Below are 11,009 nucleotides of genomic sequence, written 5' to 3' on the forward strand. Positions count from 1 at the left end.
TCCCCCGCCTTTCGGCGGTCGGGGCCCCACCAGGGGCTTCGCGCCTACTCCTCCTCGGGCAGCTCTCCGACCCGGTTCTCCCACTTCGTGGAGAGCACGATCGTCGTACGGGTACGGGAGACACCCTTGGTGCCCGACAGGCGCCGGATGGTCTTCTCCAGACCGTCGACGTCGCTCGACCGCACCTTGAGCATGAACGAGTCGTCGCCCGCGATGAACCAGCAGTCCTCGATCTCGCTGAGGTCGCGCAGACGCCGGGCCACGTCCTCGTGGTCGGCGGCGTCGGAGAGCGAGATGCCGATCAGGGCGGTGACGCCGAGGCCGAGCGAGGCCGAGTCGACCGTCGCGCGGTATCCGGTGATGACACCGGCCGCCTCCAGCCGGTTGATGCGGTCGGTGACACTGGGTCCCGACAGACCGACGAGGCGCCCCAGCTCCGCGTAGGAGGCCCGGCCGTTCTCCCTCAGGGCCTGGATGAGCTGCCTGTCCACCGCGTCCATGCGATCGAAGCCTTCCACTGAAAAGGTCTTGAGAGGTCTGAGAAGTCTGAGAGATGTCGAGAGGTCCGAAGAGGTCCTGAACTGCTGATGGTGCCCGGCGCCCCGGGCGCGTCCCTCAGGTGGTGTCGCCCCGGGAACCGCCCCCGAGTTCGCCCTTCCACCGGCGGTACAGCGCGTGTTCGACGCCCGCCGCGTCGAGGACCCGCCCGGCGACGAAGTCCACCAGGTCCTGGATGTGCGTGGCGCCCGCGTAGAACGCCGGCGAGGCGGGCAGGACGATCGCGCCCGCGTCGTCCAGGGAGACCAGGTGACGCAGCGTCTGCCCGTTCAGCGGGGTCTCCCGCACGGCGACGACCAGCTTGCGCCCCTCCTTGAGCGTGACGCTCGCGGCCCGCTGCAGCAGGTCCTTGGAGAGGCCGAGGGCGACTCCGGCCACACAGGCGGTGGACGCGGGCACGATGAGCATCCCCTTGGCCGGGTACGAGCCCGACGAGGGCCCCGCCGCCAGGTCGCCCGCGCTCCAGTGCCGTACGCCGTCGAGATGCTCCTCGAAGGCGTCGAAGGTGCCGGGCTTGCCGTCGGCGCCGCGCGCCAGCCACTCGCGCAGGTCGTCCCGCCAGTGGGCGTCGCGGAACGGGAGGCCGGTCTCGTCGAGCAGCGTGAGCCGCGAGGCCCTGCTGACGACCAGGTCGACGCTCTCCCCCGCTTCCAGCAGCGAACGCAGCACCGCGGCCGCATACGGCGTACCGGACGCGCCGGACACCCCCACGATCCAAGGCCGGCGCTGCGTCTGTCCTGGCTTCATGATGTCGAGCCTATCCGGCCACCGCCCGGATTCAGACCGTGAGCCCGCGCACCAGAAGATCGAGCAGGGCGCAGACGAACAGAGCGATGCCGATGAAGCCGTTGACTTGGAAGAACGCCCTGTTCAGACGGGTGAGGTCGTGCGGCTTCACGATGGAGTGCTCGTAGAGGAAGGCTCCCGCGACGATCACCAGGCCGAGCCAGAAGAAGGCACCCGCGCCGGTGGCCGCCCCGTACCAGACGAAGAGCGCCGTCGTCACCGCGTGGCAGGCCCGCGCGCCCCGGACCGCGGCCGGGATGCCGAAGCGCGCCGGGACCGACATCACGCCGATCTCGCGGTCGGTCTCGACGTCCTGGCAGGCGTAGATCAGGTCGAAGCCGCCGATCCACACGCCGACCGCGAGACCGAGGACGACGGCGTCCCAGGACCAGGTGCCGGTGACGGCGATCCAGGCGCCGATCGGGCCCATCGCCTGGGCGAGCCCCAGGATGGCCTGCGGGAAGTTCGTGAACCGCTTGCCGTACGGGTAGACGACCATCGGGATGACCGCGATGGGCGCCAGCGCCAGGCACAGCGGGTTCAGCAGCGCCGCCGCGGCGAGGAAGACCACCAGGGCGACCAGCGCGCCCGTCCAGGCGTGCTTCACGCTCATCGCGCCGGTGACCAGTTCACGATGGGCCGTACGGGGGTTGCGGGCGTCGATCTCGCGGTCGATGATCCGGTTCGCCGCCATGGCGAAGGTGCGCAGGCCCACCATCGCGACGGTGACGAGGAGCAGCTTTCCCCAGTGGATGTTCTTGTCCCACGCGAACATCGCGGTCAGCGCCGCGATGTACGCGAAGGGGAGCGCGAACACCGAGTGCTCGATCATGACGAGGCGCAGGAACGCCTTGGTGCGGCCCGGCTGCGGAAGCGCCGCGGAAGCTGAACTCACAGCCCGTACTCCTTCCAACGGCGGTCGACCTTCGCCGCCGTCTCCGGGTCGGACAGCACCATCTCGGGCCAGCCGCCGTCCCGGGTGTAGCCCTCCTCGGGCCACTTCTTCGTCGCGTCGATGCCCGCCTTGCCGCCCCAGAACTGCTGGTAGGAGGCGTGGTCGAGGTGGTCGACCGGGCCTTCGACGACGGTGAGGTCACGTCCGTAGTCCGTGTTGCCGAGCGCGCGCCAGGCGACCTCGTGCAGATCGTGGACGTCGCAGTCGGAGTCGACGACCACGATGAGCTTCGTCAGGGACATCATGTGGGCGCCCCAGATGGCGTGCATCACCTTCTGGGCGTGCTTGGGGTACTTCTTGTCGATCGCGACGATCGCGCAGTTGTGGAAACCGCCCGCCTCCGGCAGGTGGTAGTCCACGATGTCCGGCACGATGATCTTCAGCAGGGGCAGGAAGAACCGCTCCGTCGCCCGGCCCAGGGGCCCGTCCTCCGTGGGAGGCCGGCCCACCACGATGGACTGGAGCAGCGGCCGCTTCCGCATCGTCACGCAGTCGATGGTCAGCGCCGGGAACGGCTCCTGCGGGGTGTAGAACCCGGTGTGGTCGCCGAACGGCCCCTCGGGCAGCATCTCGCCCGGCTCCAGCCAGCCTTCGAGGACGACCTCGGCGTTCGCGGGCACCTGGAGCGGCACGGTCTTGCAGTCGACCATCTCGATCCGCTTGCCCTGGAGGAACCCGGCGAAGAGGTACTCGTCGATGTCACCGGGCAGCGGGGCGGTGGAGGCGTACGTCACGGCGGGCGGACATCCGAAGGCGATCGCCACCGGCAGCCGCTCTCCCCTGCGGGCCGCCACCTGGTAGTGGTTCCGGCTGTCCTTGTGGATCTGCCAGTGCATGCCGATGGTGCGCTTGTCGTGACGCTGGAGCCGGTAGAGGCCGAGATTGCGGATGCCGGACTCGGGGTCCTTGGTGTGGGTGAGCCCGAGATTGAAGAAGGAGCCGCCGTCATCGGGCCAGGTGAACAGGGCGGGCAGGGCGTCGAGGTCGACGTCGTCGCCGCGCAGCACCACCTCCTGCACCGGCGCGTCCTTGACCTTCTTCGGCGGTACGTGCGCCATCGCGCCGAGCTTCCCGAAGGCCTCGCGCACGCCCACGAAGCCGTGCGGCAGCTCCGGCCGGAGCAGTCCGCCGATCTTCTCGGAGATCTCGGCGTACGACTTCAGCCCGAGGGCCTTCAGCAGGCGCCGGTCGGTACCGAAGACGTTCATCGCGAGCGGCATCGCCGACCCGCGCACGTTCTCGAAGAGCAGCGCGGGCCCGCCCGCCTTCTGCACCCGGTCGACGATCTCCCCGACCTCCAGGTACGGATCCACCTCGGCCTTGATGCGCTTGAGGTCTCCCTCGCGCTCCAGCGCCCTCAGCAGGGAGCGAAGATCGTCGTAAGCCATGTGTCCAAGTATCGGCCACCCGCTAACCTGTGCCCGTCACCGGGGCCCCGTGCCGCCCCGCCGTCGCTCACTGGGGGATCGTTCGGCCATGCTCAGGTATCTGCCGTTCCTGCTGGTCCTGGCGCTGTGGATCTACGCCTTCATCGACTGCCTGAACACGCCGGAGGAAGAGGTCAGGGGCCTGCCCAAGGTGGTCTGGGTCATCATCATCCTGCTCTTCGGCGAGGTGCTGGTCGGTCCCGTCGCCTGGCTGGTCGCGGGCCGCAACCGCCGGGGTCCGGCGGGCGGTGCCACCCCCTCCGAGTGGCACCGCAACCAGCGGACGGCGTTCGTCGCCCCGGACGACAACCCCGAGTTCCTCAACTCCCTCAAGGCCGAGAACGGCAAGGACGAGTCCCTCCTGAAGGACTGGGAGGCCGACCTGCGGCGCCGCGAGGAGGAACTGAAGCGGCGTGAGGAACAGAGCAGGTCCGACGAAGAGTCCTGACGTGGAACTGCGCCTGCTGGTGACCTTCGAGAAGGTCGCGACCGTGCTGAGCTTCACCCGGGCCGCGGCCGAGCTGGCGTACGCGCAGTCCAGTGTGACCAGCCAGGTGCGCGCCCTGGAGTCCTCGCTCGGCACGGAGCTCTTCGACCGGCTGGGCAGCAGGATCCGGCTGACCGAGGCGGGCGAACGGCTGCTGCCCTACGCCCGGCAGATCATCGAGCTGACCGACGAGGCACGGGCCGCGGTCGTCGGCGCCGAGGAGCCCTCCGGCACGCTCACCATCGGCACGATGGAGTCCCTCACCTCGTACCGGCTGCTGCCGCTCCTCGAGTTCTTCCACCACCGCCATCCCCGGGTGCGGCTGTCGCTGCGCACGACCATCGGCGACGAGACCCGCCAGGCGCTGCGCCAGGGCACGTACGACGTCGGCTTTCTGATGGAGGAGGAGACCGGGCACACGGGTCTGGAGGTCGCGGTGCTGGCGGTGGAGCCGCTGGCGCTCGTCGCCGCCCCCGGAGATCCGATGGCCGGCGCGGCACCGGACACCGCCGATCTCGTGGGCCGGCCGCTGCTCGCCACCGAACCCGGATGCGCCTACCGGGACTTGTTCGAGCGGGAACTCAACTCCCGGGCGCCGGAAGGATCTCGCGTGGCGTTCATGGAGTTCGGCACGATCGAGGCGACCAAACGGGCCGCGGCGGCCGGCCTCGGCATCGCGCTGCTGCCGGAGGTGACGGTCGCCGCGGAACTGGCGCGGGGTGAGCTCGTACGACTGCGCTGGGAACCGCCGTTCACGCTTCGGACGCAACTGGCGTGGCGGGCCGGGAAGCGGCTTCCGGCTCATGCGCGGCTGTTCGTGGAGCGTGCGCGGCAACTGGTGTCCGAGGAGTCCGGCCGGCCCGAGTGATCCGGCCGGCCAGGGAGATCCCGCCGGTCCCGGCGGTCCTGGGGAGCGTGACCTTCAGGCTGGCCGTCACGATCAGCGGGACACCGAGCGCCTGGACGAGGCCGATGTGGTGGCCGTACACCGCCCAGTCCATGACCATCGCGACGGCCGGGTAGGTGAAGGCGAGCACGGCGATCTTCGCGGTCGGGAGCTTGGCGTACGCGGCGTACATCAGGACGTACATCAGCCCGGTGTGGACGACTCCGAGCCCGACCAGCCACCCCCAGTCCGCGCCGGTCCCGCGCATCGCGCCGAAGTCGGCGAAGGGAAGCAGCAGCGGGATGCCGACCAGTACCTGGACGAGCGCGATGAGGTGGGGCCGGACGCCGGTGATGCGCTTGGTGACCAGGGTGGACAGCCCGTAGAGGAGCGCGGCGAGGAGGGCCTGGCCGACACCGGTGAGATACGTGCCGCCATTCGCGAAGTCGGCCGGGGAGACGCCCGAGACGAGGATCAGGCCGGCGAAGGCCAGGACGATCCAGCCGACCTTGGCGGCGGTGAGCCGTTCACGGAAGAGCAGGGCGCCGAGCAGCACCACGTAGAACGGCTGGGTGTGGTAGACGACGGTCGCGACGGAGATCGAGGTGTTCTCGTACGACTGGAAGAGCAGGACCCAGTTGAAGACGATGAACACCCCGCCGAGCGCGGCGAGTCCGAGGGTGCGCGGGGTGAAGCCGTGGCCCCGGAAGTATCCCCGGGCCAGCGCGTAGCCGCCGAGGGCGAGCGCGCCGAACAGGACGCGGAAGAAGACGACGTTGAAGGGCGAGGCCCCGGACTCGACGACGAAGACGCCGAGGGTGCCGGAGAGCATCATGGCGGCGGTCAGCTGGGCGGTGCCCTTGTTCTCGACTGCGGTGGCGGAGGTCATGCCCCGAAGGTAGGAGCGGGGACCGGGGGCGGGCCACGCGCTGGTGGGGCGTCCTGCCGATGACCCCATCGGTGCCGCCGATGGGCGCCGGTCGGCGCCCCGGCCCCGGCGCCCGCCCCCGGCCCACCGCTCCTCCGGCGGAGCGAATCCCCCTCGTTCTAGCGGGACGGCTCCTCGCGGGACGGCTACTGGCGGGACGGCTCCTCGCGCAGGACGAGTGCGAGCAGGCCCGGGAAGCGGGCGTCGAACTCCGCCCGGCGCAGCCGGTTGACCCGCTTGGGGCCTTCGTCGCGCTGTTCGACGAGACCGGCGCCGCGGAGCACGGCGAAGTGATGGCTGAGCGCCGCCTTGCCGACGGGTACGTCGAAACTGCCGCAGCTGCGGCTCCACTCCGCGGACTCCGCCAGCGCCCTGACGAGCTGGAGCCGTACGGGATCGGCGAGGGCGGCGAGAGCGGCCTGCACGGGGACCTCGTCCGGATGGGTGTGCTCGGGCGCCGCCCGATGACTGGTCCGCTCCGCCACGCCGGTCTCCCCTGGTGATTCCCTGATCCGCTTGCCGAGTGTTCGATGAAAACCATACACTCCCGAGTGTTCGCTTTTCATTGAACAGTCTGCGTGGAGCGCGGGCTGTCCGGCCGAGCATCAACCAGGGGTGTGCCATGCGTACGGTCCAGTTCGAGGAGTACGGCGGTCCCGAGGTCCTGCGGGTCGTGGAGGCGGAGGTCCCCGAGCCGGGCCCCGGGCAGGTGAGCGTCGACGTGGCCTACACGGGCGTCAACTTCGCCGACCTCAAGGCGAGGTCGGAGGGCTACCGCGTGCCGGGCCTCCCCTTCGTGCCGGGGCTCGAGGTCTCGGGCCGGATCCGGGCGGTGGGTCCGGACGTCACGGGACTGCGGGTCGGCCAGGAGGTCGCGGCGCTGACGGAGGGCGGGGCGTACGCGGACGTCACCGTGGCCGACGCCGTGACGGTCTTCCCGCTTCCCGACGGTGTCGACCTGCGCACCGGCGCCACGCTCCCCACCGTCCTGCCCACGGCGTACGCCCTCCTGCACACCGTGGGCCGGCTCCAGCCCGGCGAGACGGTGCTCGTCCAGGGCGCGGCGGGCGGCGTGGGCACCGTGCTGGGCGGGCTGGCGAAGGCGGCCGGAGCCGGCGCGGTGTACGGCGTCGTGTCCGCCGCCCCGAAGGCCGAGTACGCCCTCGCCCACGGCTACGACGAGGTGTTCGTGGGCTCCTTCACGGACGAGGTCCGCGCGGCGACCGCCGGCCGCGGAGTGGACCTGGCCCTGGATCCGGTGGGCGGCGCGACCCTCCGCGGCAGCCTCGCCTCGCTCGCCCCCTTCGGCCGACTGGTCTCCTTCGGCAACGCGAGCTCGGCGGAGCCCTGGACGGTGGGCCAGCCGGAGCTCTACCCCACCGGCCTGTCGGTCGCCGGGTTCTCGATCCTCGGCCTCGCCAGGACGGCCCCGGCCGTCCTGCGCGACATCGCCTCCCTCGCGTTCCGCACGGTGGCCGACGGCACCGTGACCCTGCCGGTGACGGCGGAGTTCGGGCTGGAGGCGGCCGGGGAGGCGCACGCGCTGATGGGGTCACGGACGAGCACGGGGAAGTTGCTGCTGCGGGTGGCGGCTCCGGACCGGCCGCGGCCGTGACCGCCACCCCTCGGGCCTTCGTCCCGGCCCGCGGGCCGGCGGGCGGCTGACGGCCCCCGGGCACCCCTGACGGAAGTCCTCCCGAGGCCACTCGGCCTCATACCTTCGGCCCGGCTCCGTAGACCATCGGCGGACGGCGGGACGGCGTTCCGTTTTCCAGACTGGGTCCAGGACGAAGGACCTTCAGCACGGAAGTCGGAAGTCGGAAGCCGGAAGTCGGAAGTCGGAAGTCGGGAGGCGCGATGCAGGGGACGCCGGGGATCAGCCGGGCACGGTTTCTGGGGATGGCCGCCGCCGTCGGGGGCGCGACGGCGCTGCCCGTCGGGGCGGCGGGGCGGGCGGGGGCGGCCGAACGGCCGACGGAGCGGAGGGCCGGGCGGCCGCGGGCGACGGACGGGCGGCGCGGGCTGACGTACCGGGGTGTGGTCTACGAGGTCGGTGCCGGGGAGACGCCCGCGACGGCGTGGAACGTCCGGCGCATGCGCGCGGACCTGCGCGCCGTCGCCCATGACCTGCACGCCGACTCCGTCAAGGTCACCGGCGACGGTGTCGAACGGCTCACCGCGACCGCGGCCGAGGCGGCGGAGCTCGGCCTGAACGTCTGGCTCGAACCGACCCTCGGGGACGTGCCCGAGCGGGAGATCCTCGACCATCTCGCGGAGACCGGCCGGTACGCCGAGCGGCTGCGGCGGCAGGGCGCCGGGGTGCACCTGAGCGTCGGCTGCGAGTTCGTGCTGTACGTCCCCGGCATCGTGCCCGGCGCGAACGTCCAGGAGCGCGTGGAGAACCTGCTCAAGGGCGACTTCGACCCCGTGCTCATGGCCCGGCGGCTGCGCCGGTTCACCGCGAAGGCCGCGAAGGCGGGCCGGTCCGTCTTCCACGGGCCGCTGACCTACGCCGCCGCGCAGGACGAGGACGTCGACTGGGACCTCTTCGACCTCGTGGGCATCGACTACTACTCGTATTTCCGGCGCCCGTCGGACTACCTCCGGGACCTCGCCCCGTACCGCCGCTTCGGAAAGCCGGTCGCCGTCATGGAGTTCGGCTGCTGCACCTTCCAGGGCGCGCCGGAGCAGGGCGGCATGGGCTGGGACGTCGTCGACTACTCGAAGGAGCCGCCGGAGATCAAGGCCGGTCTCGTGCGCAGCGAGCGAGCGCAGGCCGCGTATCTGACGGACGTGCTGGCGGCGTTCGAGGCGATGGGGCTGTACTCGGCGATGGCGTACACCTTCGTCACCCGCGACGCCCCGCACCGGCCCCGTGACCCGCGCCACGACCTCGACATGGCGAGCTACAGCATCGTGAAGACGATCGAGGACCGCCCCGGCGACCCGGCCTCGGGCGTGCACTGGGAGCCGAAGGAGGCCTTCCACGCGCTGGCCCGGCGGTACGGCCGCGCCCACCACCGCTGACGGCCGCCACCGGCGACCGCCCCGCCACCCGCGACCGCCGCCGATGCCGATGCCGATGCCGATGCCGAGGGCACGGTCCCTCCGGTGGCGAACCCGGCGTGTACCGGCATCGGACGGACGAACCCGGCGCGCCAGGAGGCTGCTTCCGCGCCCTGTCCTCGTGTTCCGGCCCCACGAGGGTGGGGTTCCGCAGGAGAGTGGAGTCATGGAACGCATCGATCGGGCGCAGGCCCGCGCGTGGCTCGCCACCGCCGTGGCGGAGGCCCGCGCCGGGCTCGCCGAGGGCGGCATCCCCATCGGGGCGGCACTGTACGGCGCGGACGGCACCCTTCTCGGCCGCGGCCACAACCGCCGTGTCCAGGACGGCGACCCCTCGGCGCACGCCGAGACGGCCGCGTTCCGCGACGCGGGACGGCAGCGGACATATCGCGGTACGACCATGGTGACCACCTTGTCGCCGTGCTGGTACTGCAGCGGCCTGGTCCGGCAGTTCGGGATCTCCCGGGTCGTCGTCGGCGAGGCGGCCACCTTCCACGGCGGCCACGACTGGCTCGCCGAGCACGGCGTCGGGATCGTGCTGCTCGACGATCCCGAGTGCACGGAACTGATGCGCGACTTCATCGAGAAGAACCCGGACCTGTGGAAGGAGGACATCGGTGACTGACCCGAAGGCGGGGGCGGTTCCCGCAGATTCGGCCACTCCGTCGGATTCGGCCACTCCCGGGGGTTCGGCCACTCCCGCGGGTTCGGCCACTCCCGCGGGTTCGGCCACTCCCGCGGGTTCGGCCACTCCCGGGGGTTCGGCCACTCCCGGGGGTTCGGCCGGGGACGGCCCCGACACCGCGGCCGGTCCCGGCGCCCCCGCGGCCTCCCGCATCCCCACCATCGACCTGCGCCCCTGGCTCTCCGGAGACCGAGGGGCGCGCGCCGCCGTCGCCCGTACCGTCGACGACGCCCTCCGGACGGCCGGCTTCCTGCTCGTCACCGGTCACGGGGTCGACCCGGAGCTGCGCCGCCGCATCCGGGAGGCCGCCCGCGCCTTCTTCGTGCTGCCCGCAGGCAAGAAGCAGCCGTACGCCGCCCGGGTCGGCGGGCGCGGCTGGCTCGGGCCGGGTGCCGAGGCCAACGGCTACGCGGAGGGCACCGAGACCCCGCCGGACCTCAAGGAGTCCCTGACGTTCGCGACGCACGAGCCGTTCGAGGACCCGGAGACCAACGCGGAGTGGTACGCGCCGAACGTCTGGCCCGCCGAGGCGCCGGAACTGCGCGAGCTCTGCGCGGAGTACCTGGCGGCGATGGGCGAGCTGGAGAACCGCCTCCTGGCGCTGCTCGGCGAGGCGCTCGGCCTCGAACCGGACTTCTTCACCCGGCACATGGACCATCCGACGTACGGCTTCAACATCAACTGGTATCCGGGGACGGAGGTCGTCGGCGAGCCCGAGCCGGGCCAGTTCCGCATCGGGCCGCACACCGACTTCGGCACGGTCACCATCCTCGACCGGCAGGCCGGCAAGGGCGGGCTCCAGGTGTTCACGGACGAGGACGGCTGGCAGGACGCGCCCTTCGACCCGGCGGCTTTCACGATCAACATCGGTGATCTGATGGCCCGTTGGACCGGCGACCGGTGGCGCTCGGGACGGCACAGGGTGCTGCCGCCGCCGGCCGACGCGCCCGCCGAGGAGCTGATCTCGCTGGTGTACTTCGGCGAATGCACACCGGGGACGCTGGTCGAGTCGGTGCCCGCCCCCGTGGGCCGCGTCGCGTACGAACCCGTCGACTCGCATGCCTACCTGCGCGAGAAGCTCGATTCGATCACTGTCGGTTGAACGGTGGAACGTTTTCGTAATTGAACGGACACCAGGCGGCCTATCCCGAACCAACCCCCCCTTCCTAAACTGTTGTTGATACACCTCACAGCAGCACATCGGACCGGACCGCGGACCAGGGGGAGATGC

Annotated in this window: 12 protein-coding genes; 6 read left to right on the forward strand and 6 right to left on the reverse strand. The window is 71.4% G+C overall.

What is annotated here, in order from left to right; all coding sequences use genetic code 11:
* Window positions 1–44: 44 nt before the first annotated feature.
* The 4 genes from OOK38_RS10780 to OOK38_RS10795 form a co-directional block, all read right to left on the reverse strand.
* Entirely contained in the window at window positions 45–500 is a 456-nt protein-coding gene (locus OOK38_RS10780) for an Lrp/AsnC family transcriptional regulator (RefSeq protein WP_266761447.1), read from the reverse strand.
* A gap of 115 nt (window positions 501–615) precedes the next feature.
* Window positions 616–1,305: a UbiX family flavin prenyltransferase gene (locus OOK38_RS10785; RefSeq protein WP_266761445.1), complete on the reverse strand. Its 690-nt coding sequence runs from the start codon at window positions 1,303–1,305 to the stop codon at window positions 616–618.
* Between the two features lie 31 nt (window positions 1,306–1,336).
* Window positions 1,337–2,239, reverse strand: coding sequence for a menaquinone biosynthesis prenyltransferase MqnP (gene mqnP, locus OOK38_RS10790; RefSeq protein ID WP_266761443.1), 903 nt, complete (start codon window positions 2,237–2,239; stop codon window positions 1,337–1,339).
* Entirely contained in the window at window positions 2,236–3,687 is a 1,452-nt protein-coding gene (locus OOK38_RS10795; RefSeq protein WP_266761441.1) for a menaquinone biosynthesis decarboxylase, read from the reverse strand. The genes mqnP and OOK38_RS10795 overlap by 4 nt, the downstream gene beginning before the upstream one ends.
* Before the next feature lie 88 nt (window positions 3,688–3,775).
* Here OOK38_RS10795 and OOK38_RS10800 point away from each other — a divergent pair, with 88 nt between their 5' ends.
* Both OOK38_RS10800 and OOK38_RS10805 read left to right on the forward strand, forming a co-directional pair.
* Window positions 3,776–4,174 (forward strand): PLD nuclease N-terminal domain-containing protein, encoded by a 399-nt coding sequence (locus OOK38_RS10800; protein ID WP_266761439.1) that lies wholly within the window; start codon window positions 3,776–3,778, stop codon window positions 4,172–4,174.
* 1 nt (window position 4,175) lies between these two features.
* Entirely contained in the window at window positions 4,176–5,081 is a 906-nt protein-coding gene (locus OOK38_RS10805; protein WP_266761437.1) for a LysR family transcriptional regulator, read from the forward strand.
* Here OOK38_RS10805 and OOK38_RS10810 read toward each other — a convergent pair.
* Entirely contained in the window at window positions 4,966–5,988 is a 1,023-nt protein-coding gene (locus tag OOK38_RS10810) for a DMT family transporter (protein WP_266761435.1), read from the reverse strand. The genes OOK38_RS10805 and OOK38_RS10810 overlap by 116 nt on opposite strands.
* A 185-nt stretch (window positions 5,989–6,173) precedes the next feature.
* On the reverse strand, window positions 6,174–6,512 hold the full coding sequence (locus tag OOK38_RS10815; RefSeq protein WP_266761434.1) for a helix-turn-helix transcriptional regulator: 339 nt from the start codon (window positions 6,510–6,512) through the stop codon (window positions 6,174–6,176).
* 137 nt (window positions 6,513–6,649) lie between these two features.
* Here OOK38_RS10815 and OOK38_RS10820 point away from each other — a divergent pair, with 137 nt between their 5' ends.
* The 4 genes from OOK38_RS10820 to OOK38_RS10835 all read left to right on the forward strand — a co-directional run bounded on the left by OOK38_RS10820 (window position 6,650) and on the right by OOK38_RS10835 (window position 10,880).
* Window positions 6,650–7,642, forward strand: a complete 993-nt coding sequence (locus OOK38_RS10820) for a zinc-binding dehydrogenase (protein WP_266761432.1) — start codon at window positions 6,650–6,652, stop codon at window positions 7,640–7,642.
* 242 nt (window positions 7,643–7,884) lie between these two features.
* A complete protein-coding gene (locus tag OOK38_RS10825; RefSeq protein WP_266761430.1) occupies window positions 7,885–9,054 on the forward strand; it encodes an abortive phage infection protein in 1,170 nt (389 codons plus the stop codon).
* Between the two features lie 205 nt (window positions 9,055–9,259).
* Entirely contained in the window at window positions 9,260–9,718 is a 459-nt protein-coding gene (locus tag OOK38_RS10830) for a nucleoside deaminase (RefSeq protein WP_266761428.1), read from the forward strand.
* Window positions 9,719–9,929: 211 nt separating this feature from the next.
* The gene (locus OOK38_RS10835; protein WP_266765796.1) at window positions 9,930–10,880 is read left to right on the forward strand and encodes an isopenicillin N synthase family oxygenase; all 951 of its coding nucleotides are present in this window, start codon (window positions 9,930–9,932) and stop codon (window positions 10,878–10,880) included.
* Window positions 10,881–11,009: the final 129 nt, after the last annotated feature.

The sequence above is a fragment of the Streptomyces sp. NBC_00568 genome (assembly GCF_026341855.1).
In the GTDB taxonomy this organism is placed as follows: domain Bacteria; phylum Actinomycetota; class Actinomycetes; order Streptomycetales; family Streptomycetaceae; genus Streptomyces.